Source organism: Streptomyces sp. NBC_00885 (genome assembly GCF_045207475.1).
GTDB lineage: Bacteria > Actinomycetota > Actinomycetes > Streptomycetales > Streptomycetaceae > Streptomyces.
The window spans coordinates 5,834,182-5,861,178 of the sequence record NZ_CP108796.1 but is presented as its reverse complement, the minus strand read 5'-3'; the positions used below and the strand labels follow the sequence as shown (position 1 = coordinate 5,861,178).

Annotated in this window: 24 protein-coding genes; 12 read left to right on the top strand and 12 right to left on the bottom strand. The window is 70.2% G+C overall.

The genetic code is table 11. From position 1 onward, the window contains the following. Window positions 1-37: 37 nt before the first annotated feature. The gene (locus OHA61_RS26655) at window positions 38-544 is read left to right on the top strand and encodes a hypothetical protein (protein WP_406305146.1); all 507 of its coding nucleotides are present in this window, start codon (window positions 38-40) and stop codon (window positions 542-544) included. Window positions 545-637: 93 nt separating this feature from the next. Then, window positions 638-1,279, top strand: coding sequence for a class F sortase (locus OHA61_RS26650; RefSeq protein WP_406305145.1), 642 nt, complete (start codon window positions 638-640; stop codon window positions 1,277-1,279). On the opposite strand, the gene OHA61_RS26645 is transcribed toward OHA61_RS26650, so the two are convergent. Together OHA61_RS26645 and OHA61_RS26640 are read right to left on the bottom strand one after the other, a co-directional pair. Beyond that, window positions 1,276-2,061, bottom strand: a complete 786-nt coding sequence (locus tag OHA61_RS26645; protein WP_361918576.1) for a TSUP family transporter — start codon at window positions 2,059-2,061, stop codon at window positions 1,276-1,278. The two genes, OHA61_RS26650 and OHA61_RS26645, sit on opposite strands and share 4 nt — an antisense overlap. Window positions 2,062-2,147: 86 nt before the next feature. After that, a complete protein-coding gene (locus tag OHA61_RS26640) occupies window positions 2,148-2,951 on the bottom strand; it encodes a putative protein N(5)-glutamine methyltransferase (RefSeq protein ID WP_406305144.1) in 804 nt (267 codons plus the stop codon). A 501-nt stretch (window positions 2,952-3,452) separates the two neighbouring features. On the opposite strand from OHA61_RS26640, the gene OHA61_RS26635 reads away from it, so the two are divergent. From OHA61_RS26635 to OHA61_RS26615, 5 genes are all read left to right on the top strand, one after another. Further along, the gene (locus OHA61_RS26635; RefSeq protein WP_406305143.1) at window positions 3,453-4,631 is read left to right on the top strand and encodes an NAD(P)/FAD-dependent oxidoreductase; all 1,179 of its coding nucleotides are present in this window, start codon (window positions 3,453-3,455) and stop codon (window positions 4,629-4,631) included. 1 nt (window position 4,632) lies between these two features. Next, on the top strand, window positions 4,633-7,230 hold the full coding sequence (nirB, locus tag OHA61_RS26630; protein WP_406305142.1) for a nitrite reductase large subunit NirB: 2,598 nt from the start codon (window positions 4,633-4,635) through the stop codon (window positions 7,228-7,230). Further along, on the top strand, window positions 7,227-7,577 hold the full coding sequence (gene nirD / locus OHA61_RS26625; RefSeq protein WP_406305141.1) for a nitrite reductase small subunit NirD: 351 nt from the start codon (window positions 7,227-7,229) through the stop codon (window positions 7,575-7,577). Before nirB ends, nirD begins: the two co-directional genes overlap by 4 nt. A gap of 137 nt (window positions 7,578-7,714) precedes the next feature. Beyond that, a complete protein-coding gene (locus OHA61_RS26620; RefSeq protein WP_406305140.1) occupies window positions 7,715-8,650 on the top strand; it encodes an oxidoreductase in 936 nt (311 codons plus the stop codon). A gap of 167 nt (window positions 8,651-8,817) precedes the next feature. Next, the gene (locus tag OHA61_RS26615; RefSeq protein WP_406305139.1) at window positions 8,818-9,978 is read left to right on the top strand and encodes an alkaline phosphatase PhoX; all 1,161 of its coding nucleotides are present in this window, start codon (window positions 8,818-8,820) and stop codon (window positions 9,976-9,978) included. 10 nt (window positions 9,979-9,988) lie between these two features. On the opposite strand, the gene OHA61_RS26610 is transcribed toward OHA61_RS26615, so the two are convergent. The 4 genes from OHA61_RS26610 to dusB form a co-directional block, all read right to left on the bottom strand. After that, window positions 9,989-10,981 carry an ArsR/SmtB family transcription factor gene (locus tag OHA61_RS26610; RefSeq protein WP_406305138.1) on the bottom strand — a complete coding sequence of 331 codons (993 nt, stop codon included), beginning with the start codon at window positions 10,979-10,981 and terminating at the stop codon, window positions 9,989-9,991. 514 nt (window positions 10,982-11,495) lie between these two features. Next, window positions 11,496-14,204 (bottom strand): pyruvate, phosphate dikinase, encoded by a 2,709-nt coding sequence (gene ppdK, locus OHA61_RS26605; protein WP_406305137.1) that lies wholly within the window; start codon window positions 14,202-14,204, stop codon window positions 11,496-11,498. A gap of 395 nt (window positions 14,205-14,599) precedes the next feature. Beyond that, window positions 14,600-15,244, bottom strand: a complete 645-nt coding sequence (locus OHA61_RS26600; RefSeq protein WP_406305136.1) for an HAD family hydrolase — start codon at window positions 15,242-15,244, stop codon at window positions 14,600-14,602. Window positions 15,245-15,406: 162 nt separating this feature from the next. Further along, window positions 15,407-16,555 (bottom strand): tRNA dihydrouridine synthase DusB, encoded by a 1,149-nt coding sequence (dusB, locus tag OHA61_RS26595; RefSeq protein WP_406305135.1) that lies wholly within the window; start codon window positions 16,553-16,555, stop codon window positions 15,407-15,409. A 52-nt stretch (window positions 16,556-16,607) separates the two neighbouring features. Here dusB and OHA61_RS26590 point away from each other — a divergent pair, with 52 nt between their 5' ends. Then, window positions 16,608-18,035 (top strand): MFS transporter, encoded by a 1,428-nt coding sequence (locus tag OHA61_RS26590; protein WP_406305134.1) that lies wholly within the window; start codon window positions 16,608-16,610, stop codon window positions 18,033-18,035. Here the strand turns inward: OHA61_RS26590 and OHA61_RS26585 are convergent. Next, a complete protein-coding gene (locus OHA61_RS26585; protein WP_406305133.1) occupies window positions 18,008-18,859 on the bottom strand; it encodes a helix-turn-helix transcriptional regulator in 852 nt (283 codons plus the stop codon). The genes OHA61_RS26590 and OHA61_RS26585 overlap by 28 nt on opposite strands. A gap of 101 nt (window positions 18,860-18,960) precedes the next feature. Between OHA61_RS26585 and OHA61_RS26580 the strand changes: the two genes are divergently transcribed. Further along, the gene (locus OHA61_RS26580; protein ID WP_406305132.1) at window positions 18,961-20,400 is read left to right on the top strand and encodes an MFS transporter; all 1,440 of its coding nucleotides are present in this window, start codon (window positions 18,961-18,963) and stop codon (window positions 20,398-20,400) included. Between the two features lie 61 nt (window positions 20,401-20,461). Here the strand turns inward: OHA61_RS26580 and OHA61_RS26575 are convergent, their stop codons facing one another. The 4 genes from OHA61_RS26575 to OHA61_RS26560 form a co-directional block, all read right to left on the bottom strand. Further along, the gene (locus tag OHA61_RS26575) at window positions 20,462-20,665 is read right to left on the bottom strand and encodes a DUF6243 family protein (RefSeq protein WP_361918095.1); all 204 of its coding nucleotides are present in this window, start codon (window positions 20,663-20,665) and stop codon (window positions 20,462-20,464) included. 217 nt (window positions 20,666-20,882) lie between these two features. Continuing rightward, the gene (locus OHA61_RS26570) at window positions 20,883-21,086 is read right to left on the bottom strand and encodes a hypothetical protein (protein ID WP_324974499.1); all 204 of its coding nucleotides are present in this window, start codon (window positions 21,084-21,086) and stop codon (window positions 20,883-20,885) included. A 106-nt stretch (window positions 21,087-21,192) separates the two neighbouring features. Continuing rightward, window positions 21,193-21,846 (bottom strand): response regulator, encoded by a 654-nt coding sequence (locus OHA61_RS26565; RefSeq protein WP_406305131.1) that lies wholly within the window; start codon window positions 21,844-21,846, stop codon window positions 21,193-21,195. Further along, the gene (locus OHA61_RS26560; protein WP_406305130.1) at window positions 21,834-23,045 is read right to left on the bottom strand and encodes a sensor histidine kinase; all 1,212 of its coding nucleotides are present in this window, start codon (window positions 23,043-23,045) and stop codon (window positions 21,834-21,836) included. Before OHA61_RS26560 ends, OHA61_RS26565 begins: the two co-directional genes overlap by 13 nt. 176 nt (window positions 23,046-23,221) lie before the next feature. Between OHA61_RS26560 and OHA61_RS26555 the strand changes: the two genes are divergently transcribed. Continuing rightward, on the top strand, window positions 23,222-23,611 hold the full coding sequence (locus tag OHA61_RS26555) for a hypothetical protein (RefSeq protein ID WP_361918101.1): 390 nt from the start codon (window positions 23,222-23,224) through the stop codon (window positions 23,609-23,611). Between the two features lie 43 nt (window positions 23,612-23,654). Here the strand turns inward: OHA61_RS26555 and OHA61_RS26550 are convergent, their stop codons facing one another. Continuing rightward, entirely contained in the window at window positions 23,655-25,037 is a 1,383-nt protein-coding gene (locus OHA61_RS26550) for a glycine--tRNA ligase (RefSeq protein ID WP_406305129.1), read from the bottom strand. A 200-nt stretch (window positions 25,038-25,237) separates the two neighbouring features. On the opposite strand from OHA61_RS26550, the gene OHA61_RS26545 reads away from it, so the two are divergent. Next, window positions 25,238-26,206, top strand: coding sequence for a metal ABC transporter substrate-binding protein (locus tag OHA61_RS26545; RefSeq protein ID WP_406305128.1), 969 nt, complete (start codon window positions 25,238-25,240; stop codon window positions 26,204-26,206). Between the two features lie 20 nt (window positions 26,207-26,226). Further along, a complete protein-coding gene (locus OHA61_RS26540) occupies window positions 26,227-26,997 on the top strand; it encodes a metal ABC transporter ATP-binding protein (protein ID WP_406305127.1) in 771 nt (256 codons plus the stop codon).

The following is a 26,997-nucleotide window of genomic DNA, read 5'->3' as shown; positions in this document are numbered from 1 at the left end:
GAGCACCTCGCACCAGCGCGCTTCTCGGAGGATCACCATGCGCACCACCGCCCGCCTGCTGACCAGTACCGCGCTGGCGGCCGCCGCGATAGGACTCGGCGTCCATCCCGCGTACGCCTGGGACTTCGGCACGCTGGAGGTCTTCCCGTCCATCGCCACTGCGGGCACCGTCATCACCGTGAGCACCACCGCCTGCGGCCCCGGCGGCCATGGTGTCGGCGACGCGCGTGCTCTGGGCGCCGGCGAGTTCCGTCTGGCGCCCGGGACACACAAGGAGGTCGCGGTCGGTCAGTTCACGATCCCCCGGCACACCCATGCGGGGACCTACGCCATCACGGTGAGCTGCAAGAACGGCCGACAGGCCTCGGGCGACGTGACCGTAGAGCACCACGGCTGGCCGAGCGGTCATGTGAACACCGGCGTCGGAGGCAGCGTGGGCCCCGACACCACCAAGATCGCGGCGGGGGCGGCCATTCTGGCCGCGGCCGCCGTCGGCGGGACCGTGCTCCTGCGCCGCCGGGCGAGCGGCGCGCAGGGCAGCTGACGGAGCGGTTTCCACCGTTCCGGTTCCGCCGTGTCCCCGCTCCTGGCAGGCCTCGAGCCTGCCGGGAGCGGGCGAGATGTATACGGAGGACCGATGAGCGCCACGGGCAAGGGCAAGGGCTGGGCGATAGCCGTCGCCGTCTGCGCCGGCGCCTGGCTGGTCCAGAACGGCTCCGTTGTTGTGAACCCCCCGGTCCCCTCCGCCGCGGAGGCCTTCGCGGCCGGTCCCGACTCCTACACGGACGCGGCCGCCGACCCGCTGCCGCCGTCCGTGCCCGTACGCCTTCGCATACCCGAGATACGCGTCGACGCCCCGGTCATGCCGCTGGGCCTCGCCGGGGACGGCAGCCTGGAGGTACCGCCGGCAGCCGACCGCAACCTCGCGGGATGGTGGCGGGACGGCACCACCCCGGGCGCGAAGGGCACGGCGATCGTCGCCGGGCACGTCGACAACGCACGCGGTCGGTCGGTCTTCTACAGCCTGGGCGCGCTGAAGAAGGGCCACCGGATCGAGGTGACCCGCAGGGACGGCCGCACGGCGGTCTTCACGATCGACGCGATCGAGGTGTACGACGCGGACTCGTTCCCCGACGCGAAGGTGTACGGGCCGAAGGACCGCGCCGAGCTGAGGGTGATCACCTGCGGGGGCGGCTTCACCGAGAAGACCGGCTACAAGGGCAATGTGGTGGCCTTCGCGCATCTCATCGGGGTGCGGGAGCCGAAATCGTCCGTCTAAGCCGTCCACTGGTCGAAGGCGAGCTTCGCCACCAGCGAGAAGACCACGACAAGCAGCACTCCGCGGACGAACTCGCTGCCCTTGCGCAACGCCATCCGCGCGCCGAACATCCCGCCCGCCAGGTTGAACACCGCCATCACCGCGGCCAGTTGCCACATCACCGTGCCCTGGTACGCGAACATCGCCAGGGCCCCGCCGTTGGTGCAGATGTTGACGATCTTGGCCGTGGCGGACGCGGTCACCAGGTCGAGATGGAGTACGGCGGTGAGCGCGAGCACCAGGAAGGTGCCGGTGCCGGGCCCGACGAGCCCGTCGTAGAAGCCGATCCCGCCGCCGACGAGCACGATCGCGGCGATCGTACGGGTGCGGGTGACGGTCCGCCGCTCGGCGTCCGTGGCGGTGCCGAAGGTGGGGCGCAGCATCACAAAGGCGGCGACGCCGAGCAGCACCACCATGATCACGGGCCTCAGCACCTCGCTGCTGATCCCCGCCGCGAAGAACGCGCCGCCCATCGAGCCGGCGAGCGCGGCGAGCCCGATCCGTACCGCGGTCTTCACCTGTACGGGGGCCTTGCGCACATAGGTGATCGCGGCGCCCGACGTGCCGACGATGGCCACGGCCTTGTTGGTGCCGAGGATCTGCGCGGTCTGCACATGGGGCAGGCCGAGCAGCATGGCGGGCAGAAGCAGCAGCCCGCCACCGCCGACCACCGCGTCGATCCAGCCGGCCGCAGCGGCGGCGAGACAGAGAAAGACGAGCGTGGTCAGCGATATGTCGGGCATGCCCGCGACCCTACGGACGTGATGCGTGTGGCGTCCATCGATCCCGGGAGAGTTGAGCGACCTCTGAGGTTCCGGGGGGGCGCCGATCAAGCCGACGGCCCGGCGGGGCTCGTTCCGATCACCACCGTGGCGTACAACTCCCCGGAAACGGCCATCGCCGGGATCAGCCCGCTGCCGCCGAAGGCCTCCAGGGCGAGCGGCGCCTGACGCTCGCTCGTCTCCACCAGCAGACTGCCGCCCGGCGCCAGCCACCGCGGGGCGTCGGCCGCGACCCGCCGCAGGACGTCGAGCCCGTCCGCGCCGCCGTCGAGCGCGACCAGTGGCTCGTGCTCCCTGGCCTCCGAGGGCAGCAGTCCCACCTCTTCGGTCGGTACGTAGGGCACGTTGGCGGCCAGCACATCGATACGGCCCCGCAGCGCGGCGGGCAGTGCCGCGAACAGGTCGCCCTCGTACACCCGGCCGCCGGCGGCCCCGACATTGCGCCGGGCACACCGCACCGCGGCGGGGTCGACGTCGGCCGCGTACAGCTCGACCCGCCCCAGCGCCGCGGCCAGCGCGACACCCACCGCGCCGGAGCCGCAGCACAGGTCGACGACAACGGCCCCGGGACGGGCGAGGGCGACGGCCTGGCGGACGAGGAATTCGGTGCGGCGGCGCGGTACGAAGACCTGGGGGTCCACGGCCACCCGCAGACCGCAGAACTCGGCCCAGCCGAGGACATGTTCAAGGGGCAGACCGGCAACGCGCCGGTCCACCATGGCGGCGAGGTCGGACGGCGTCCGTGCGGTGGAGAGGATCAGTTCCGCCTCGTCCTCGGCGAAGACGCAGCCGGCGGTGCGAAGCCGGGTGACGATGGCGGGAGAGGTCAGGAGTGATGGTGAAACCGGCATGAGAGCCTTTCGGGGAACCGAAGGGCGCGCTCGGGAGGGGCGGTCACCTATGCGGGAGGGACCGCGGGTCCCTGAGAAGAGAGCACCCGGACTGCGACAGCGGTAATGGGTCTCACCTCCTCGGTAGGTCCACGTCGTGTGGAGACGGCAACTTTACCGCCTGCGGCGGGCTTGTTCCCCACCCCGCCCTCCCCCTACGGCCTGGCGGCCGTGGGAGGTACCCCCCATCCCGAACTGGGGCTTCGCCCCAGACCCCGTACGCGCTTCGCGCGTGTCCTCAAACGCCGGACGGGCTGAAGTGTGCGGCCGAGCCGCACATGCACATTCAGCCCCGTGGGGGTCCCCCCGGACGAAGTCTGGGGGAGTTTGAGGCGCGGGGGTCCGGGGGCAGCGCCCCCGTACGCGCCCTCACACCCCCCACCCCGCCGCGCTGAGCGCAGCGTTCCCCCCGGGAAACAGCCCCGCACCTGCGAGGTAACACCGACCCCGCACGCTGCGGCTATGGCATCTGGAACCGTAGTGATCGGCAGCGGGACAGCAGGCGCGCGGCTCGCGCGGCAGCTCGTCGCCGTCGGCGCGCCCGTCACCGTGATCGGTGAGGAGCCGCACGCCCCCTACAACCGCCTGCTGCTCGCGGAAGTACTCGCGGGGCGCTACGCCCCGGAGGTGATCGCCCTGCCCGCCGTACCGGTGCGCCGGGGCGTGCGGGCAACGGCCATCGACCGGGAGCGCCGGCTGGTGCTCTGCGAGGACGGGACACCGGTGCCGTACGACCGGCTGGTCCTCGCGACCGGCTCGAACCCCGTGCTGCCCGCGCTGCGCGGGATCGCTCAGGGGCTCCCGGACGGCGTGCATCCGTTCCGTACGCTCGACGACTGCGCGGCCCTGTCCGCCGCCGTACGGTCCGGAACCCGGGCCGTCGTCGTCGGCGGCGGGCTGCTCGGTGTCTCCGCGGCGCGGGCGCTGGCCGAGCGGGGCGCGAAGGTGGTGCTGGCCCAGCAGGGCGAGCACCTCATGGAGCGCCAACTGGACGTCTCCGCATCGCAGTTGGTCCGCGCGCACCTCGAAGCGATGGGCGTGGAGGTCCACACCGAGTGCCGGGTGCGCGGACTGCGCGGCACGGACGTCGAACTCGCCGACGGATACGTTTTGGACGCGGAGCTCGTCGTCCTCGCCTGCGGCGTGCGCCCGCGGACCAAGCTCGCCCAGGATGCCGGGCTCGACGTCGGCAAGGGCATCCTCGTCGACGACGAGCTGCGCACATCCGACCCGTACATCCACGCCATCGGCGACTGTGCCGAGCACGAGGGACGGGTGTACGGACTCGCGGGTCCCGCCCTCGAACAGGCCGATGTGCTGGCCTGCCTGCTCACCGGGAAGACCGCCCGCTACACGGGCACCCGCGCCCTGACCCGGCTGACCCTCAGCGGTCCCGGCGCACTCGACCTCGCCGCGTTCGGCGACCCGACCCCGCGCCCGGGGGACGACGTCGTCCAGCTCGCCGACGCCACCCGCGGCGCCTACCGCAAGGTCGTCGTCCGCGGGGACCGGCTCGTCGGCGGGGTGCTGCTCGGGGATCTCGCCGCGGTCGGCGCGCTCGCCCGGGCCTGGGAGGGCGACGAGGCCCTGCCGGAGACGGTGCCCCTGCTCCACCTGCTCACCAATGATGGAGGCCTCTGACATGCCCGCTATGACCACCCCCACGACTCCCACGATCGTGGTCGTCGGCCATGGCATGGTCGGCCAGCGATTCCTGGAGGCACTCGCCGAGCGCGGCGTGGCCGGGCGGGCGCGGATCGTCGTGCTGTGCGAGGAGCCTCGCGCCGCCTACGACCGGGTTCAGCTGACCTCGTACTTCTCCGGGCGCACGCCCGACGAACTCTCCCTCGTCGAGGGCGACTTCATCGAGCGGCACGGTATCGAGCTGTATCTGGACGACCCGGCCGAGACGATCGACAGGGACGCGCGCACGGTCACCTCGCGCGCCGGCCGCACCTTCACGTACGACACGCTCGTCCTCGCCACCGGCTCGTACCCCTTCGTGCCGCCGGTGCCCGGCAAGGACAGCGACGGCTGCTTCGTCTACCGCACCATTGAGGACCTCCTCGCGATCGAGGAGTACGCCAAGAACTGCAGGACCGGCACGGTGGTCGGCGGCGGGCTGCTGGGCCTCGAGGCGGCCGGGGCCCTCAAGGGGCTGGGGCTCGCCACGCACATCGTCGAGTTCAATCCGCGGCTGATGTCCTTGCAGGTGGACGAGGGCGGCGGCGCCGCGCTGCGCCGCACCGTAGAGGACATGGGCCTGATCGTGCACACGGGCGTCGGCGGTAAGGAGATCACGGCGGGCGAGGACGGCGCCGTGACCGCGATGGCGCTGTCGGACGGCTCGTCCATCGACACCGATCTGGTCATCTTCTCGGCGGGTGTGCGGCCCAGGGACCAGCTCGCCCGTGATTGCGGCCTGGAGATCGGCGAACGCGGCGGCATCGTCGTCGATGAGCAGTGCCGTACGTCCGACCCCGCCGTCTTCGCGATCGGCGAGTGTGCGCTGGCGTCGGACGGCCGGGTGTACGGCCTGGTCGCGCCCGGCTACGAGATGGCCGAGACTGCGGCCGCCGCGCTGGAGGGTGAGGTCAAAGCCTTCACCGGCGCGGACTTGTCCACCAAGCTCAAGCTTCTCGGCGTGGACGTGGCCTCCTTCGGCGACGCGCACGGCGCGGCGGAAGGCTGCCTGGACGTCGTGTACTCCGACTCCCGCTCCGGGGTCTACAAGAAGCTGGTGATCGGCAGCGAGGGCGAGCTCCTCGGCGGCGTACTGGTCGGCGACGCCGACGCGTACGGCATGCTGCGCCCGCTCACCGGCTCCGTCCCGCCGGTCGCGCCCGAGCAGCTTGTGATGCCCGCGGGCATCGGCGCCCCGGCGGCGCTCGGCCCCTCCGCGCTGCCCGACGACGCGGTCATCTGCTCCTGCCACAACGTCACCAAGGGCACCATCCGCGGCGCGGTCACCGAGCACTCCTGCACCACCGTGCCCGAGGTGAAGAAGTGCACCAAGGCCGGTACGGGCTGCGGAAGTTGCGTCAAGGTGCTCGGCCAGCTGGTCAACGCCGAACTGGAGGCCTCGGGCGTCGAGGTCGACAAGGGCCTGTGCGGCTGCTTCGGGCAGAGCCGCCAGGAGCTGTACGAGATCGTGCACACGCTGCGCCTCACCTCGTACCAGGAGATCCTGGACCGGCACGGCCGGGAGGCGGCCCGCGGCGGCAACGGCTGCGAGATCTGCAAGCCGGCCGTCGCCTCGATCATCGCCTCGCTGGCCCCGACGATCGGCGCGGGCGGTTATGTGCTGGACGGCGAGCAGGCCGCGCTCCAGGACACCAACGACCACTTCCTCGCCAATATGCAGAAGAACGGCTCGTACTCGATCGTGCCGCGTATCCCCGGCGGTGAGATCACCCCCGAGAAGCTGATCGTGATCGGCGAGGTGGCCCGCGACTACGGCCTCTACACGAAGATCACGGGCGGCCAGCGGATCGACCTGTTCGGCGCCCGGGTGGACCAACTGCCGCAGATCTGGGCCCGGCTGGTCGACGCGGGCTTCGAGTCGGGGCATGCGTACGGCAAGGCGCTGCGCACCGTGAAGTCCTGTGTGGGGCAGACCTGGTGCCGCTACGGCGTACAGGACTCGGTCAAAATGGCCATCGACCTGGAGCTGCGCTACCGGGGCCTGCGCTCCCCGCACAAGCTCAAGTCCGCGGTCTCCGGCTGCCAGCGCGAGTGCGCGGAGGCGCAGAGCAAGGACTTCGGCGTCATCGCCACGGCCAACGGCTGGAATCTCTACGTGGGCGGCAATGGCGGCGCGACCCCGCGCCACGCCGATCTGCTCGCCCAGGATCTCTCCGACGCCGAACTGGTCCGGCTGATCGACCGGTTCCTGATGTTCTACATCCGTACCGCCGACCGTCTCGAGCGCACCTCGACCTGGCTGGAGCGGATCGAGGGCGGCCTCGATCACGTACGGGACGTGGTGGTCCATGACGCGCTGGGCATCTGCGCCGAGCTGGAGTCACTGATGGCGGACCATGTCGCCAACTACCGCGACGAGTGGTCCGAGACCATCAACGACCCGGAGAGGCTGCGCCGTTTCGTCTCCTTCGTCAACGCGCCGGACGTCCCGGACCCGACCGTGAAATTCGTGCCCGAGCGCGACCAGGTCAAGCCTGATCTGCCGCTGTTGTCCATCCGTCCGCTGGAAGCCCTGGAAGGTACTGCTGCCCGATGACGATCGCCCCCGAGAAGACGCAAACGCAGGTCCAGCTCCGTGTGGGCCAGGAGTGGTTCGCGCTGTGCGCGCTGTCCCTGCTGACGCCGGGCCGCGGTGTCGCGGCCCTCCTGCCCGACGGCAGCCAGGCGGCGGTGTTCGTGGACCGCGAGGGCGCTGTCCACGCCATCGACAACCGGGACCCGTTCACGGGCGCCCAGGTCCTCTCCCGCGGCCTGCTCGGTTCGGCGGCCGCCGGCCCCTTCGTCGCGTCGCCGCTGCTCAAGCAGCGCTTCGACCTGCGCACGGGCCGCTGTCTGGACGACGATGCGGTGTCGGTGACGGCATACGAAGTGCGCGTGGGGTGAGCCGCCCGCGGCGCCCTGCCTGACATCCGCTGACACGGGAGGGGCGGCCGGATCAGATCTGGGCGCCGACTGTGGCTCCCGGGCCCGTTCGTTCATAGGCTGAACTCAACCCAGTTTCCCTATTGAGGAGTTCAGCCATGTCGGGCTGGAACGCGAGCGACATACCGGACCAGGACGGGCGCACCGCCGTCGTCACCGGGGCCAACAGCGGCATCGGACTCATCACGGCACGGGAGCTGGCCCGCCGCGGCGCGCGGGTGATTCTCGCCTGCCGCAGCGAGGCACGCGGCAAGGAGGCCGAGGCCCACATCGCGGGCCTGGTGCCGGGCGCGAAGGTGGAGTTCAGCCCGCTGGATCTGGCGGACCTCTCCTCGATACGGGAGTTCGCGGCCCGCTACCCGTACGACAGCCTCGACCTGCTCATCAACAACGCGGGTGTGATGGCCCTTCCGTACGGGAAGACGGCCGACGGCTTCGAGAGGCAGTTCGGCGTCAACCACCTCGGGCACTTCGCGCTGACCGGACTGCTGCTGCCGAAACTGCAGAAGGGGCGGGGCGCGCGGGTGGTGAGCGTGTCCAGCTTCATGCACGCCATGGCAGGCGTCGACATCGGCGATCTCAACAGCGAGCGCCGCTACAGCCCCTGGACCGCCTACTCCCGCACCAAGACGGCGAACCTGCTCTTCGTGCACGAGCTGGCCAGGCGGCTCGCGGCGGCGGGCTCCGAGATCGTCGCTGCCGCCGCCCACCCCGGCTACTCGAACACCAACCTGCAGACCGCGGGCGCCCGGATGGAGGGCAAGAAGGCGAAGGAGCAGTTCATGGCGGTCGGCAACCGCCTCTTCGCGCAGCCCGCCGAGTCGGGCGCGCTGCCGACGCTGTACGCGGCCACCGCGCCGGGTGTGCGGCCCGACTCCTTCACCGGCCCGAGGCTGTTCGGCTGGCGCGGTGCGCCCGCGCCGTCGTGGCGGCTCAAGTGGTCGAAGAACGACGCGACGGGTGAGCGGCTGTGGGCCGCCTCCGAGCAGCTCACCGGTGTGACGTACGAGGGCCTCAGGTCCTCCGTGTCCTGAGAGCACGTCACGGCGGGCGGAGACGGGGCGATCACGGGTGAGTGGACCGCTCTACGTCACCACGTGTTGACGTGCTGTCAATTCAGGACTCCTAGGTTCCGGTAGCGCGCTACCCCGGGTCGTCGACCGATGTCCCGGGGCGGTCACCACCCTCACCTGGAGTGACAGTGGAACGTCGCAATTTCCTGCGCGGAGCGGTCATCGGCACGTCCGCCGCCGCCTTCGGCGGCACGCTGATGCGGGGCGCCGCCTACGCGGCTCCCGCCCAGCCGGGCCCCGGTCCCTACGGGGCCATCGGCACGGCGGACGCCAACGGCATCCAGCTGCCCAGCGGATTCAGCAGCAGGGTGATCGCCCGGTCCGGCCAGCAGGTCGGCTCGACCTCGTACACCTGGCACAACGCCCCCGACGGCGGCGCCTGTTTCGCCGACGGCTCGGGCTGGATCTATGTCTCCAACTCGGAAATCAACCCCTCGGGCGGCGCGAGCGCGGTCAGGTTCTCCTCGGCCGGCGCGATCACCGGTGCGTACAGAATCCTCTCCAACACCCGCCAGAACTGCGCCGGCGGCAAGACGCCGTGGAACACCTGGCTCTCGTGCGAGGAGGTCAGCCTCGGATACGTCTACGAGACCGACCCGTACGGCGTGAACGCCGCCGTGCGCCGGTCCGCGATGGGCAGGTTCAAACACGAGGCCGCCGCCGCCGACCCGGTGCGCAAGGTCATCTACCTGACCGAGGACGAGTCCAACGGCTGCCTGTACCGGTTCATCCCCACCACCTGGGGCAACCTCGCCTCCGGCACCCTCCAGGTGCTCGTCGCGGGCTCCGGCACCTCCGGCTCCTTCAGCTGGCAGAACGTGCCCGACCCGGACGGCTCGCCGACCACGACCCGCACCCAGGTCTCCGGCGCCAAGCACTTCAACGGCGGCGAGGGCTGCCACTACGCCAATGACACCGTCTGGTTCACCACCAAGGGCGACAACCGCCTCTGGCAGCTCAACCTCGCGAGCAGCACCTACGAGCTGGCCTACGACGACTCGCTGGTGGTCGGCGGCGGCGCCCCGCTGACCGGCGTGGACAATGTCACCGGCGCGTCCTCCGGCGATCTCTTCGTGGCCGAGGACGGCGGCAACATGGAGATCTGCATCATCACGCCCGACGACGTGGTGGCGGTGTTCCTGCGGATCAACGGCCAGTCCTCGTCGGAGATCACCGGACCGGCCTTCTCCCCCGACGGCACGCGGCTGTACTTCTCCAGCCAGCGCGGCACGAGCGGCTCCTCGTCGGGCGGCATCACGTACGAGGTGACAGGCCCCTTCCGGGCCTAGTGTCTCTCCGCTAGCCCGCGGCCTCCGCTGTGGCGCCGCCCCTGAGCAGGGCGGCGCCCAGCGGGGTGACCGTATGCAGGACGGCATTGCCGTGGCGCAGGGTCACCACCAGGCCCGCCTGGCGCAGGACCGCCGCGTGCTGGCTGGCGGAGGCGAGCGACACCCCTGCCCTGCGGGCGAGTTCACTGGTCGTACAGCCGTAGCGAATCGCCTGCAGGACGACCGAGCGCGTGTGGCCGACGAGCTTGCCGAGCGAGGGGTCGCCCGACTCGCCGAAGGCCGGAGCGCAGCTGTGGGCGGCTGGGTAGACGAGCACCGGCGGGAGCGCGGTGTCCCGGTAGACCACCGGGGTGCCGCGGCAGAAGAACGACGGCTGGAGCAGCAACCCCCTCCCGTCCAGGTGCAGTTCGCGCTCCGCGGGATAGTCGGCCTCCAGGACCGGCGCCCGCCAGCGCAGCACCGGCGGCAGTGAGGCGAGCAGTTCTCCGGCGCCGCCGTCCAGCAGCGCGCGGCCGCGCACCGCGCGGTCCGCCTCGACCGTCGCCTGGATGTGCGGCCAGTACGGTTCGATGGCGGCCCGGTGGTAGCTGCGCAGCGCGGCGACGAGACCGGCGAGCGCCTCGGGTCTGCCCTCGGCGAGGGCGGAGAGCCGGCCCGGCAGCACGGGCGTGGTGGCCCGTCCCGCGGCCGCCAGGGCGAGTTCGGAGTGCAGCCGGGCGGGCGGGGTGGCCCGCAGGGCTTCCAGGCCCGCCTCCAGCCCGCAGGCGCCCTCGGGGGGTGTCAGAAAGTCGGGGAAATAGCCCCGCGGCGGAACCAGCGCGGCCAGCAGGCGTGTTTCACCACTCAGCCGGACCCGGGTTTCCGCACGCCATTCGCCGAACATCAGCGCGCGCCGGCGCTCCCTCAATCGATGAAAGCTGAGAATCGTTTCCCACAGAACATCCGGTCTGGCCGCCATCCGAACTCTGGCTAGGTCATCCCCAGTGAAATGGATACGCAGCACTGAACCCCCACTTGTTGCATCCGCAATCGCCCCCACCACTGAGTATGCATGCAATCACAGGACGTTACCACGGTGTTTCAGCCACAGTTGAAACGCCTCGCGAGGGGTGGGTGCCAACCGAAAGGCTGTACGACGTCGGGCAGGAAATCTTCTGTCTCCGATGGACGCAGCGAAGACCGTGGGGGGCTTTGCGCGTCCGGCGGCGGGCGACAGAGGGTTGCGGCTCCCTGTCCGGCACGGGTAATGGGGCGCGGCCTGTGGATGGGGATCCACAGGCCGCGCTCCGCCCGTCGTTTGCGCAGTAAATGGCAAAAATTCGATTCGTGGTAACGGTCCGGAATTCAACAGGGACTTTCCGGCAAGCGTGAAATAAGCGGAAGAGGCGGACGCCCCGCACAGGCGCCCGCCTCTTCCGCTTCTGTGTTCCGGAGCCGCCACCGGGTCGGTGAGGGGTGAGGGTTACCGATCTCCCGGCGGCCGAAGCCACCAGCAGACCGGCGACGGCTCCGGCGTCCTATCGGGAGTCGCTGCCCTTCGACTCGGCCGCCGCGCGGCCGGCCTCCAGGCGCGCCACCGGGATCCGGAAGGGCGAGCAGGAGACGTAGTCCAGGCCCACCTCGTGGAAGAAGTGCACCGACTCCGGGTCGCCGCCGTGCTCACCGCACACGCCCAGCTTCAGGTCGGGGCGGGTGGCGCGACCGGCCTCGACGGCGCTGCGTACGAGGGCGCCGACGCCGTCCCTGTCGATCGTCTCGAACGGGGAGACCCCGAAGATGCCCTTCTCCAGGTACGCGGTGAAGAAGCTCGCCTCGACGTCGTCGCGGGAGAAGCCCCACACCGTCTGGGTGAGGTCGTTCGTGCCGAAGGAGAAGAACTGCGCGGCCTCGGCGATCTGACCGGCGGTCAGCGCGGCGCGCGGCAGCTCGATCATCGTGCCGATGGTCAGCTTGAGGTTCGTGCCGGTGGCGGCCTGCACCTCGGCGATGACCTGGTCGGCCTCCTCGCGAACGATCTCCAGCTCCTGCACGGTGCCCACGAGCGGGATCATGATCTCCGCGCGCGGGTCGCCCTTGGCGTTCTTGCGCTCGGCCGCGGCCTCGGCGATCGCCCGCACCTGCATGGCGAACAGACCGGGGATGACCAGACCGAGGCGTACACCGCGCAGACCCAGCATCGGGTTCTGCTCGTGCAGCTTGTGCACGGCCTGCAGCAGCCGCAGGTCGTTCTCGTTGGCGTCCTTGCGGGACTCGGCGAGGGCGACGCGTACCGACAGCTCGGTGATGTCCGGCAGGAACTCGTGCAGCGGCGGGTCCAGCAGCCGCACGGTGACGGGCAGTCCGTCCATCGCCTCGAAGAGTTCGACGAAGTCCTTCTTCTGCAGCGGCAGCAGGGCACCCAGCGCCTGCTCGCGCTCGTCGTCCGTGTCGGCGAGGATCAGCCGCTCGACCATCTCGCGGCGCTCGCCGAGGAACATGTGCTCGGTGCGGCACAGGCCGATGCCCTGCGCGCCGAAGCGCCGTGCGCGCAGCGCGTCCTCGGCGTTGTCGGCGTTGGCCCGTACGCGAAGACGGCGCACCCGGTCCGCGTAGGCCATGATCCGGTGCACGGCGGCGACCAGCTCGTCGGCGTCGTCGGCGCCCGCGTGCATCCGGCCCTCGAAGTACTCGACGACCGGGGAGGGCACGACCGGCACCTCACCGAGGTAGACCTTGCCGGTGGAGCCGTCGATGGAGACGACGTCGCCCTCCTCGACGAGGGTGCCGTTCACCGTCATCCGGCGGCGCTTGGTGTCGACCTCGAGGTCCTCGGCGCCGCAGACACAGGTCTTGCCCATGCCGCGTGCGACGACGGCGGCGTGCGAGGTCTTGCCACCACGGCTGGTCAGAATGCCCTCGGCGGCGATCATTCCGTCGAGGTCGTCGGGGTTGGTCTCGCGGCGGATCAGGATGACCTTCTCGCCGGAGCGCGACCACTTGACCGCGGTGTACGAGTCGAAGACGGCCTTGCCGACGGCCGCGCCCGGGGAGGCTGCGATACCGCGGCCGAGCAGGTCCGCCTTCGCGTCCTCGTCGAAGCGCGGGAACATCAGCTGGGCGAGCTGCGCGCCGTTGACGCGCTGCAGGGCCTCGGCCTCGTCGATCAGGCCCTGGTCCACGAGCTGGGTGGCGATACGGAAGGCCGCGCCCGCGGTCCGCTTGCCGACCCGGGTCTGCAGCATCCACAGCTGGCCGCGCTCGATGGTGAACTCGATGTCGCACAGGTCCTTGTAGTGCGTTTCGAGGGTCTCCATGATCTGCATCAGCTGGTCGTACGACTTCTTGTCGATGCTCTCCAGCTCGGCGAGCGGCACTGTGTTGCGGATACCCGCGACGACGTCCTCGCCCTGCGCGTTCTGCAGGTAGTCGCCGTAGACGCCCTGGTGGCCGCTGGCGGGGTCACGGGTGAAGGCGACGCCGGTGCCCGAGTCGGGGCCGAGGTTGCCGAAGACCATGGAGCAGATGTTGACGGCGGTGCCCAGGTCGCCGGGGATGCGCTCCTGGCGGCGGTAGAGCTTGGCGCGGTCGGTGTTCCAGGACTCGAAGACCGAGCGGATCGCGAGATCCATCTGCTCGCGCGGGTCCTGCGGGAAGTCCCGGCCGGCCTCGCGGGCGACGGTCTTCTTGAACTGCTTGACCAGCTTCTTGAGGTCGGCGGCGTCGAGGTCGGTGTCGACGGTGACCTTCTTGGCGGTCTTGGCCTCGTCGAGCGCGTCCTCGAAGAGCTCGCCGTCGACGCCGAGGACGGTCTTGCCGAACATCTGGATCAGGCGGCGGTAGGAGTCCCAGGCGAAGCGCTCGTCACCGGACTGCTTGGCGAGCCCGACCACCGACGCGTCGGAGAGGCCGATGTTGAGGACGGTGTCCATCATGCCCGGCATGGAGAACTTCGCGCCCGAACGTACGGATACGAGAAGGGGGTTGTCCGCCTGGCCGAGCTTCTTGCCCATCGACTGCTCGAGGGCGTCGAGATGGGCGCTCACCTCGTCGCGCAGCGCCGAGGGCTCCTGGCCGCTCTCGAGGTAGACCTTGCACGCCTCGGTGGTGATCGTGAAGCCCGGAGGGACGGGCAACCCGAGGTTGGTCATCTCGGCGAGGTTCGCGCCCTTGCCGCCAAGCAGGTCCTTGAGGTCCCTGTTCCCCTCGGTGAAGTCGTAGACGAACTTCTGATCTTTGTTTTCCGACACGGGTCTCGACTCCTCGAGGACTCGGTGGCTGCCCTGACGGCGAGGAACATACCCAGATCGAAGGCGTCTGGGTACGTCCACTTGCCCGTCATGCGGCTGTAACCACACGTCCGCCACCAGATCGAAAGTAACTGGCGAGTAGAAAACCTTTCACCCTCCGAAGAGGGCTTGACTCAAAGCAGACCATTGCCGCTCGGATGAGCAGCCTATGTCGCTGTTGAGTTCAAGACTTGAACGTCCGAGGGATGGCACTCCGTGCCACCCTTCGGGAGGTGGATCCATCCCGAATCGCTCATCTGAGCGTGCCCCTCCTCAGGGGTGGCGAGAATCACGCGACCGAAGAGCCTTCCGTCCCATCATCCGGACCCCCGTCCCGGGCCGCAACACACCGGCTCTCAGGACGAAACACACCGGCTGAGCAGCGCAAGATCCACGTCCTCCAGGCTTTCGGCGAAGACCCGTCCCCGGGACGCGGGTACCGGCAGCAACGACGGCACCACCAGCACCGGGCATCCCGCGGCCTGCGCGGACGCACTTCCGTCCGGAGAGTCCTCCACCGCCACACAGGCCCCTGGAGCAGCACCGAAGCGCTCGGCGGCCGCCCGGTAGGGATCGGGATGCGGCTTGGTCCGTACGGTGTCGTCGGCCGAGATCGTGAAGGAGAACGGCACATCGGCCAGCGCGCCCGCGACCACCGAGTCGACGACGATCCGGGGCGACGCGCTCACCAGAGCGAACGGCACCCGACGCTGCTCCAGTTCGGCCAGCAACCGCCGTGCGCCGGGCCGCAGCGGGGCCCCGGCCTCCACCCGCCCGTGGAAACCGGCGGTCAGCGCCGCCGCCGCCGACGTGGCACTCAGGGCCATCCGGTCCGGGGCATCCCTTCGTGAGACCCGTATCAGATGAGCGGCCGTGTCCTGCACGGCCCGGCCGACGACCTCCGGGGCGTCCGCGTCCGTCAGCCGGTGGCCGAGCGAGGCGGCGACCTCCTCGGTCGCCTCCCACCACAGCACCTCGGTGTCGACGAGCGTGCCGTCCATATCGTGACGTGCACGGCGACAGGGCGGCCGATCGAGTGGACGGACGACCGCTATGTGGCGGGCAGCGTGACGTTCAGCGTGAGCAACTCCTCGGACACGGCGCCGCTTTCACGCCACGCGGGGGACCTCTCCAGCCCGGCGGGTGGTTGAGGCCAGTCCCGATCAGCCTCCGGACGTGTCCAATTCGGCTTCCGCGCTGATCCCGGCGCAGTCGTACGGGTCCTTCAGCCACCCGTCCGGCAGGACAACCCGGTTGTTCCCCGACGTGCGACCGCGAGGCCCGTCCGCCCCCACCGGCCACGCCTGGTCCAGGTCCAGCTGAGCCAGCAGCTCGTCCAGCTCCCCCAGCGACGACGTGATCGCCAGCTTCTTGCGCATCTCGGAGCCCACCGCGAAGCCCTTCAGATACCAGGCCACGTGCTTACGGAAGTCGATCACCCCGCGCGCCTCGTCGCCGATCCACTCCCCCAGCAGCTCCGCATGCCGCCGCATGACGGCCGCGACCTCCTTGAGCGTCGGCGTCGCGTACGTTCCCGTACCCTCGAACGCCGCCACCAGGTCGCCGAACAGCCAGGGCCGCCCCAGGCATCCGCGTCCCACGACCACCCCGTCGCAGCCGGTCTCGCGCACCATCCGCAGCGCGTCGTCCGCCGACCAGATGTCGCCGTTGCCGAGTACGGGGATCTCCGGGACGTGCTCCTTGAGCCGGGCGATCGCGTCCCAGTCCGCCGTACCGCCGTAGTGCTGCGCCGCCGTGCGCCCGTGCAGCGCGATCGCCGTCACGCCCTCGTCGACGGCGATCCGGCCCGCGTCCAGGAAGGTGAGGTGATCGTCGTCGATACCCTTGCGCATCTTCATGGTCACGGGAAGCGCACCGGCATTGGACACGGCCTCGTTCAGGATCGCCCGCAGCAGCGGCCGCTTGTACGGAAGCGCGGAGCCGCCGCCCTTGCGGGTCACCTTGGGGACCGGGCAGCCGAAGTTCAGGTCGATATGGTCGGCCAGATTCTCGTCCACGATCATGCGGACCGCCTTGCCGACGGTCACCGGATCCACTCCGTAGAGCTGGATCGACCGCGGCGTCTCGGTCTCGTCGAAGTGGATGAGCTGCATCGTCTTCTCATTGCGCTCGACCAGCGCCCGCGTCGTGATCATCTCGCTGACGAACAGCCCCTTGCCGCCGCTGAACTCGCGGCACAGCGTGCGGAAGGGCGCGTTGGTGATGCCCGCCATCGGCGCGAGCACCACCGGGGGCTGTACGGCGTGCGGGCCGATCGTGAGCATCGAGGGGGACGGGGCAAGCGTGGTCATCCGTCCATTGTCGCGTACGACGGGACTCGTTAGTTAGCCGTACTATCCGCATATGTCCGAGCTCACACACCGACGGCGCCTGCTGGTGCTGGCGATCTGCTGCATGAGCCTGCTGATCGTCAGCCTCGACAACACCATCCTCAATGTCGCGCTGCCCTCCATCCGCCAGGAGCTGGGCGCCTCCGTCGCCGGAATGCAGTGGACGATCGACGCGTACACCCTCGTCCTCGCCTCACTGCTGATGCTCTCCGGCTCGACCGCCGACCGGATCGGCCGCCGCCGGGTCTTCCGGGCCGGGCTGGTCCTGTTCACGCTCGGCTCGCTGCTCTGTTCCCTCGCCCCGAACCTTCCCTCGCTGGTCGCTTTCCGCATGATCCAGGCCGTCGGTGGCTCCATGCTCAATCCGGTCGCGATGTCGATCATCACCAACACCTTCACCGACCCGCGCGAGCGCGCCCGCGCCATCGGGGTCTGGGGCGGCGTCGTCGGTATCTCGATGGCCGCCGGACCGCTGGTCGGCGGGGTGCTCGTGGACGGCGTCGGCTGGCGCTCGGTCTTCTGGGTCAATCTGCCCGTCGGCCTCGCCGCGCTGCTGCTGACCTGGCGCTACGTTCCGGAGTCCCGCGCCCCGAAACCGCGCCGGCCAGACCCCGTCGGGCAGCTCCTGGTCATCGTGCTGCTCGGCTCGCTCACGTACGCGATCATCGAGACGGATCTCGCCTTCGCCGCGGTCGCCGCCCTCGCGCTCACAGGACTGCTGCTGTGGGAGCCAAGACGACGCGAGCCCCTGATCGATCTGCGCTTCTTCCGCAGCGCGCCGTTCAGCGGGGCCACCGTCATAGCGGTGTGCGCCTTCGCCTCGCTCGGCGGCTTCCTGTTCGTCAACACCCTCTATCTGCAGGACATCCGCGGCCTGTCCGCGCTGCACGCCGGGCTGTACATGCTGCCGATGGCGGCGCTGACTTTCGTCTGCGCGCCCCTGTCCGGACGGCTGGTCGGCAGCCGGGGGCCGCGCCTCCCGCTGCTGATCGCGGGCACGGCGATGGCGGCGAGCGGGGTGCTCTTCGCCGCCTTCCGGGCCGAGACGTCGGATCCCCTGCTGTTCACCGGGTACGTGCTGTTCGGCCTCGGCTTCGGCTTCGTGAACGCGCCGATCACCAACACCGCCGTCTCCGGCATGCCGCGCGCCCAAGCCGGCGTCGCCGCGGCCGTGGCCTCCACGAGCCGCCAGATCGGCCAGACCCTCGGCGTCGCGGTCCTCGGGGCGGTCCTCGCGGCGGGGGTCGCCTCCACCTCGTACGCGCAGGGCTTTGTCGCGGCGAGCCGCCCCGCCTGGTGGGTCATCACCGGGTGCGGGCTGTGCGTCCTCGGGATCGGCGCGCTGACGAGCGGCACCTGGGCACAGGAGACCGCGCGGCGCACGGCGGAACGTCTGGACGAGCAGAGGGGAGCTCAGACCTCGGCGAGCGCCAGTGCCTGAAGCTTCTCCAGCCGCTCGCGGGCCTCGGCGTCCAGGGGTACGTAGGTGATCAGCCGGGGACCGGCGCTCGGCCCCAGCCACAGGTCTTGGTGCTCCAGGCGCAGCAGCCCGACATGGGCGTTGCGGATGAGTTTCCTCCTATTGCTCTGGCCGACCACCTCGTGCCGCGCCCACACCTCGCGGAACTCCGCGGACTTCTCCAGCCGCGCCAGCAGCGACTTCCAGGCGGGCTCGGCGAGGTGCCCGGCCATCGACGCGCGGAACTTGGCGGCCATCATCCCCTTGGCATCGCTGAGTTCGGCGACCGAGGCCCGCCAGTCGTCGTTGGTGAAGGCCAGGATCATGCAGTTGCGGTCCTCGGGCGGCAGCGCGTCGAGATCGCACAGCAGCCGTCCGTAGGTGCGGTTGTAGGCGAGGATGTCGTACCGGCTGTTCTGGACGCAGGCCGGGAACGGCTCCAGTTGCTCAAGCATCTTCCGCAGGGACGGAGTCACGGTCGGGCACGGTGTGCCGGGCGCCGGATCGGCCGCGCCCGCCAGCGCGAAGAGGTGGGTGCGTTCACTCGCGTCGAGGAGCAGGGCGCGGGCGATGGCGTCGAGCACCTGCGGGGAGACCTGGATGTCCCTGGCCTGCTCCAGCCAGGTGTACCAGGTGACGCCGACCGCGGAGAGCTGGGCGACCTCCTCCCGGCGCAGACCGGGGGTGCGCCGGCGGCGGCCGTGCGGCAGACCGACCTGCTCGGGGGTGATGCGCTCGCGACGGCTGCGCAGAAAGCCCGCGAGCTCGTGCCGTCGTACGTCGGTCTCCTGCACCATCGTGGTCATACTCCCAGGGTGCCGAATGGTTCAGCCCGTTGCCAGGTACTGCTTGTACCAGGATAAAGAGACTCTGGTACCAGGCTGGGCGGGCGAGGATCGTCGAGGCCGTGAGTGAGACCCGTGTCCTTCCCCCAACCCCCGTCCGCGCCACCGGCACCTCGAACGAACCGGCCCTCGGCCCGCTCGGCCTGTTCACCCTGCTGCTCGGCGCGGCACTTCCGCTGATCGACTTCTTCATCGTCAATGTCGCCCTGCCCACCATCGACCACGATCTCGCCGCGGGCCCCGCACTGCTCGAGCTGGTGATCGCCGGCTACGGGCTCTCGTACGCCGTGCTGCTCGTCCTCGGCGGACGCCTCGGGGACATGTTCGGCCGCCGCCGGCTCTTCCTGGTGGGCATGGCGGCCTTCGGCGTGACCTCGCTGGCCTGCGGACTCGCGCCTGACGCCTGGACGCTCGTCGGAGCGCGGGTGGCGCAGGGCGCCGCGGCCGCGCTGATGCTGCCGCAGGTGCTCGCCACCATCCAGTCGGCGACGGCCGGACCCCGCAGGGCCCGGGCGATGGGCCTGTACGGAGCGACCGCGGGCCTTTCGATGGTCGCCGGGCAGATCCTGGGCGGCGTGCTCGTCGCGGCCGACGTCGCGGGCAGCGGCTGGCGGGCGGTCTTTCTGGTGAACGTGCCGGTGGTGCTGATCGGCCTGGTGCTCGCGGCCCGCTCGGTTCCGAGGACGCGCTCCGCGCACCCCGCGCCCGTCGACGTGCCCGGCACTGTGCTGCTGGCCGTTGCCCTGCTGACGCTGCTGGCGCCGCTGACCGAGGGGCGTGCGGCGGGCTGGCCGCTGTGGACGTGGGTGGCCCTGGCGGTGTTCCCGCTCGCCGCGGTCGCCTTCTACCGGGTGGAGCGGCACGCCGACCGGCAGGGGCGCACGCCGCTGGTGCCGCCGAGCCTGTTCGGGCTGCTCTCGCTGCGGCGCGGTCTCGCGCTGGTGCTGCCGTTCTCGATCGGCTTCGGCGGCTTCATGTTCGTGATCGCGGTGGCGCTGCAGCAGGGCCTCGGGATGGGGGCGGTCGCCTCCGGCCTGGCGCTGGTGCCGATGGCGGTGGCCTTCTTCGGGGCGTCGCTGGCCGGTCCGCGGCTGGTCGTGCGGTACGGCACCCGGATCGTGACGGCAGGCTCGGTGCTCCAGGCCGTGGGCATCGCGCTCCTGGTACTGACCGTCCGGCGCGACTGGCCGGACGTGGGCTTCCTGGAACTGATGCCGGGCGTCGCCCTGGCCGGCTTCGGCCAGGGGCTCCAGCTGCCGGTGATTTTCCGGCTCGTGCTCTCCGAAATACCGGCGGAGCGGGCCGGCGTGGGCAGCGGGGTGATGGTGACGACGCAGCAGTCGGCCCTGGCACTGGGCGTGGCCACCCTGGGCTCGCTGTTCCTGTCGCTGGCCGGCTCGGGTGGGATGCGTCAGGCGCTGACCGTCACGCTGCTGGTGCAGCTGGGGATGATCGCGCTGACGGCGCTGCTGAGCCTGCGGCTGCCGCGCACGGTGAGCTGAGGAGGGCCGTACACGCCCGTGGGCCCGGACCGCGTCACGCGGTCCGGGCCCACGGCTGTGATCAGGCCTGCTCGTCCTGCGGCGCCTCCGCGTCGCCGCTGCTGCCCTGGGCGCGCTCACGCATCTTGCGCACCAGCTCCTGCTTCTGTTCGGCGGACGTCTTGCGGTCGGCGTTACGCGCCGGACCGTTGCCCTGCTGCTCGGCCCGGGACAGCTTCTTTCGCTGTCCGCCGACGCCGAGGAGGTTGTTACGGCTCTTGGCCATGGGGGTCTCCCATTGGTGGTGAGAAGTGACTGGGGAATCGTCAGACGGGGGCGGGGGCTGCCCGCCGCCTCTCACTCGTAGATCGGGAGATACGCATACATGCAGGCGACGGTACCGCGCCGACAGGGGTGGGGCACACAATTTCCGGCGTGACAGCTGCCGTGCGGGGCGTCGCGGATCCGGTGCCGCGGGGCATGACCGCCTGACGGCCCCGGCCCTACACGCTCGGGTCGACCGTCGCCTGGTGCTCCTGGGCGAGGTGTTCTTCGGCCTTGAGCCACGGCAGGAACTGCGCCCCCTTGCGCCAGCCGCAGGTGTCGCAGGTCAGCGTGCGCTGCATGCCCGACTTCGCTACATGCACGACGTGTTCACGGCCGTGCTGATCCCATCTGCTGACCTTGCTTGTGGTCGTGGACGGCATCGGTCCTCCTGGTGACGATTGCGCCCAGTGTGCAGCACGAACAACATCAACAGCGGAATCTTCCCGCTCTGTTGCTCAGGCTTCACCGCTTGCTCAGACGTCACGCTCAGGAAGCGGCGCCGCCCTCCAGAAATCTCAGCACCGCCAGCACCCTGCGGTGGTCGCCATCGGCGCGCGGCAGGTCGAGTTTGGCCAGGATGCTGTTGATGTGTTTGGCGACGGCGCTCTCGCTGACGACGAGGCGTCCGGCTATCGCGGCATTGGACCGGCCCTCCGCCATGAGGGCCAGGACGTCCCGCTCCCGCTCGGTGAGCCGTTCCAGCGGATCGTTGCGCTGCCGCACGAGGAGCTGGGCGACGACCTGCGGGTCCAGGGCGGTTCCTCCGTCGGCGACGCGGCGCAGCATGTCGATGAACTCCTCGACGTCCGCCACGCGTTGTTTGAGGAGATATCCGATGCCGCTGGTGTTGGCGGCGATGAGCTCGGCCGCGTACCGCTCCTCGACGTACTGCGACAGCATCAGTACGGACGTGTCCGGCCACTGTTCCCGGATCCGCAGCGCGGCCCGTACGCCTTCGTCGGTGAAGCCGGGCGGCATCCGGACATCGACGACGGCGATGTCCGGGCGGTGTTCGGCGACCGCGGCCAACAGGCCCTCCGCGTCGCCGACTTCGGCGACGACCTCGAATCCGGCCATTTCGAGGATCTTGACGACGCCGATCCTGAGCAGAATCGAGTCCTCGGCGATCACAGCGCGCATGGCAGCTCCACGGTCATGACGGTCGGGCCCCCGGTGGGGCTGCTCATCCGGAAGGTCCCGTCGACGGAGCCCACCCGCTGGGTGAGTCCGGTGAGGCCGGTGCCGCGGGAGGAGTCTGCGCCGCCCACGCCGTCGTCGGCGACGATCACCCGCAGTATCTCTCCCAGCCGGGAGACGCTCACGTCCGCCCTGGTGGCCCGGGCGTGCTTGGCGATATTGGTGAGGGCTTCGGAGACCACGAAGTAGGCGACGGCTTCGACGGCGGGTGCGGCGCGCTCCGGCAGGTCGGCCCGCAGTCGTACGGGCAGGGGCGCCCGGGCGGCGAGTCCCGGCAGGGCCGCGTCCAGGCCGAGTTCGTCGAGGACGGCCGGATGCAGGCCGCGTACCAGGTTGTTGAGTTCTTCGATCGATTCCTTGGCCTCGCGGTGTGCGTCGTCGATGACCTGCCGCACCTCGGGCGGCAGGTCTTTGAGGGTGACCTTGGCGATCCCCAGGTTGAGGGCGAGGGACACGAGGCGCTGCTGGGCGCCGTCGTGGAGGTCCCGTTCGATGCGGCGGCGCTCGGCGACAGCGGCGTCCACGGCCCCGGCGCGGCTTTCGGTGAGGTCTTCGACGCGCCGTTTCAGTGCCTCGCCGCGGCTGTCCCTGAGCAGGGCGGGGGCAATGCGGTTCTCGAGCCGTACGAGCGCTCCGGCGAGCTGCGGCACGGCGGCGAGTGCGAGCAGGCCCGCGGCCGTCACGTAGGCGGCCTGAGTGGTGTAGCCCGGGTGGTCGAGGCGCAAATCGGCCGGCAGCAGCATGATCCACGCGTAGACCGTGGTCGCCGCGGTTCCCGCCAGCAGGAGCAGGAGGACGAGCAGTTCGAGTGCGCCGAGGCAGGGGGCCACAAGCCAGTTGTACGCGAACTGCCGTCCCGGCACGGCCAGTCGCAGCCTCGGCAGCTCCACTCCGCACAGCTCGCGATAGCGCCACCGGTGGGCCTCGGTGAGGCCGAATCCGGCGACGGTGACGAGGAGGACGGGGATGGGCAGGACTGCCGGGGCCGAGCTGGACGTCCCTGCCACCGTCTTGACGATCAGCGTCACGGTCCACAGGAACAGCGGCGCCGCGAGGAGGTGCAGCGGCACCCCGGTTGCGACGAAGAGGAGGTCTCGCCGCAGCCGTGTGAGCGTGCGGCGCAGCCGTGGCGGGATGGTCATGATCCAACCGTATGCGGCGGGCCTGCGCGGCCGCCATGAACTCCCTTGCCCTATCGGGGGTGCAACTGGCACCACCCCAGGTCGGAAACCTGTGTTACTGACTGTGACGGCCCGCCACAGGAGTGTTGATCACGAGCCCGAAAGCCGGGTTCCGTGACCCGTGAAGGACACTCCCCATGGCCATCCTCGCCTTCAACTCCCCTGTCCCGACGTGTATGTGGCAGGGCAGGCTGCTCACCGGCGCGGGGCTCGCGCTGCTGCCCTGGATGGGGTATCTCGCCGGCACGCTGCCGCCCGGACAGGCCGCGGCGTGGGTGGCTCTCGACACCCTGGAGGCCGTCTGTCTGCTGACGGCGGGCACCCGGCTGGTACGGGGTGGGGGCGGCCATCGTGCGGCGGCGGCCGGGGCCGCGCTGCTGCTGACGGCCGACGCCTGCGTCGATCTGCTCACGTCCGCACCGGGCGCCGAGCTGGCGGCGGCCATGGCGATGGCCCTCTGCGCGGAGCTGCCGCTCGCGGCGCTGTGCGGGGTACTCGCGGTACGCCGGAGCCCCCGGTGCCTGTGACACCGGGGGCTCCTCGTCGTACTGCGTGCCGCGTAGGACCCGATCAGCAGCCGAGCAGACGGCTGCCCAGGTACTGCTGGATCTGGTCCAGGGAGACACGCTCCTGCTGCATGGTGTCGCGCTCGCGCACGGTCACCGCGTTGTCGTCGAGGGTGTCGAAGTCGACGGTGACGCAGAACGGCGTGCCGATCTCGTCCTGGCGGCGGTAGCGGCGGCCGATGGCGCCCGCGTCGTCGAACTCGATGTTCCAGTGCTTGCGCAGGTCCGCCGCGAGGCCCTTGGCCTTCGGGGACAGCTGCGGGTTGCGCGACAGCGGCAGCACCGCGACCTTGACGGGCGCGAGGCGCGGGTCGAGGCGCATCACGGCGCGCTTCTCCATGACGCCCTTGGCGTTCGGCGCCTCGTCCTCGTTGTACGCGTCGAGGAGGAAGGCGAGCATGGAGCGGCCGACACCGGCTGCGGGCTCGATGACGTACGGGGTGTAGCGCTCGCCGGCTTCCTGGTCGAAGTACGACAGGTCGTGGCCCGACGCCTTGGAGTGCGCGGTGAGGTCGTAGTCGGTGCGGTTGGCGACGCCCTCGAGCTCGCCCCACTCGCTGCCGCCGAACTGGAAGCGGTACTCGATGTCCGCGGTGCGCTTGGAGTAGTGGGAGAGCTTCTCGGCCGGGTGCTCGTACCAGCGCATGTTCTCCTCACGAAGACCCAGGTCGCGGTACCAGCTCCAGCGCTGCTCCATCCAGTATTCCTGCCACTTCTCGTCCTCGCCCGGCTTGACGAAGAACTCCATCTCCATCTGCTCGAACTCGCGGGTGCGGAAGATGAAGTTGCCCGGAGTGATCTCGTTCCGGAAGGACTTGCCCATCTGGGCAATGCCGAACGGCGGCTTCCTTCGCGAAGTCTGCTGGACCTGCGCGAAGTTGGTGAAGATGCCCTGCGCGGTCTCGGGGCGCAGATAGGCGACGGAGCCGGAGTCCTGGGTCGGGCCGAGGTGCGTGGCGAGCAGCCCGGAGAACTGCTTGGGCTCGGTGAAGGTGCCCTTGTTGCCGCAGTTGGGGCAGTTGAGGTCGGCGAGGCCGTTCGCGGGGGCGTGGCCGTGCTTCTCCTCGTACGCCTCCTCCAGGTGGTCCGCGCGGAACCGCTTGTGACAGGAGGTGCACTCGGTGAGCGGGTCGGTGAAGGTGGCGACGTGGCCGGAGGCCTCCCAGACCTCGGTGGCCAGGATCACCGACGAGTCGATACCGACGACGTCCTCGCGCGAGGTGACCATGTAGCGCCACCACTGGCGCTTGATGTTCTCCTTCAGCTCGACACCCAGCGGCCCGTAGTCCCAGGCGGCACGCTGACCGCCGTAGATCTCACTGCTCGGGTAGACGAAGCCACGGCGCTTGCTCAGGTTGACGATGGTGTCGATCTTGTCGGCGGCCACGGTGCTCTCTTCATTACGACGACGACGGGAATTAACAGGTGCGGCGCGGAGCGCCTCGGTGAGGGGTGGTGGTCGGGAGACGGTTGGGCGAATGCTTCAGGTTACCGGCGGCCGCACCCCCCGGATCAAATCGGTTCCGGGTAGGGGGAGCCCGGGGACGTTGTTGACAATCGTTTCCACTTTTGTTGAAAATGACTGTCATGAACGTACGCCGCCTCATACCCGCCACCGCCGCCGCCGGAGCCGTCACCCTCGGCCTCGTGACCCTCTCCGCCTGCTCCACCTCCAGCGCCGCCGACGGCAAGAGCAGCGACGGCAGGCTCAAGGTGGTGGCGTCGTTCTACCCCATGCAGTACCTGGCCGAGCAGATCGGCGGTGACCACGTCACCGTCTCCACCCTCACCAGGCCCGGCGTCGAGCCGCACGACCTGGAGCTGGGGCCCCGCCAGACCGCAGAGCTGAACGAAGCGGGCTACATCGTCTACCTCAAGGGCGTCCAGCCCGCCGTCGACAAGGCCATCGCCCAGTCCGAGGCGAAGAACAAAGTCGACGCCGCCACCCTCACCAAGCTGGAGCACCACGGCACCGAGGGCGGCCACAGCCACGAGGGCGAGGAGGCCGGCCACGACGAGCACGAGGGCGAGGCGGGCTCCGACCCCCACATCTGGCTCGACCCGGTGAAGTACGCCGAGGTCGCCAAGGGCGTCGGCACGTCCCTGGAGAAGGCCGACCCGGACCACGCCGCGGACTACAAGAAGAACACCGACGCACTTCTCACCAAGCTGAACGGGCTGAACAGCGCGTACCAGCAGGGCCTGAAGACCGCCGCGACCAAGACCTTCATCACCACCCACTCCGCCTTCGGCTACCTCGCCGAGCGGTACGGCCTGGACCAGGAGGGCATCGCGGGCATCGACCCCGAGTCCGAGCCCAGCCCCGCCCGTATCAAGCAGCTCCAGACCATCGCGAAGAAGGACAAGGTCACCACGGTCTTCTTCGAGACGCTCGCCAGCGACAAGACGGCGAAGACCCTGGCCGAGGACACCGGTCTGAAGACGGACGTCCTCGACCCCCTCGAAGGAATTACGGACAAGTCCCGGGGCCGTGATTATCTGCAGGTCATGGAGTCCAACCTGGCCGCGCTGCAGAAGGCTCTCGGCGCGAAGTGACACCTGTTGTGGAGGCAACCGTGGCATCGGTGAACGAGCCCGTCATATCCGTCCGCGGGGCCAGGGCCTCGCTCGGCTCCCGACCGGTGCTGCGCGGCATCGACCTCACCGTCCAGCGCGGTGAGGTGGTCGCCCTGCTCGGCGCCAACGGCTCGGGCAAGTCCACCGCCGTACGGTCCCTGATCGGCCAAGTGCCGCTCACCGACGGCGAGATCGCCCTGTTCGGCACAGAGCTGCGCACCTTTCGCTCGTGGGCGCGCATCGGTTACGTACCGCAGCGCACCACCGCCGCGAGCGGCGTGCCGGCGACCGTGCGCGAGGTCGTCTCCTCTGGCCGGCTGTCCCGCAGCAGGCTGGGCCTGCTGTCGAAGGCCGACCGGGCCGCCGTGCAGCGTGCCATCGAGCTCGTCGGTCTCACCGACCGCGCCAAGGACTCCGTGAGCGCGCTGTCCGGCGGCCAGCACCAGCGAGTGCTGATCGCCCGCGCGCTCGCCTCCGACCCCGAACTGCTGATCATGGACGAGCCGATGGCGGGCGTGGACCTGGTCAGCCAGGAGATCCTCGCCGGGACACTGCGCGAGCAGGTCGCCGCCGGTACGACGGTCCTGCTCGTCCTGCACGAGCTGGGCGCGCTGGAGCCGCTCATCGACCGCGCGGTCGTGCTGCGGGACGGCTGCGTGGTCCACGACGGGCCGCCGCCGAAGGCTGTGGGCCAGCATGCCCTGCCCGGCCACGACCACGTACACCCCCACGCGGCCGACGAGCCGCTCCGCACGGGACTGCTGACCTGA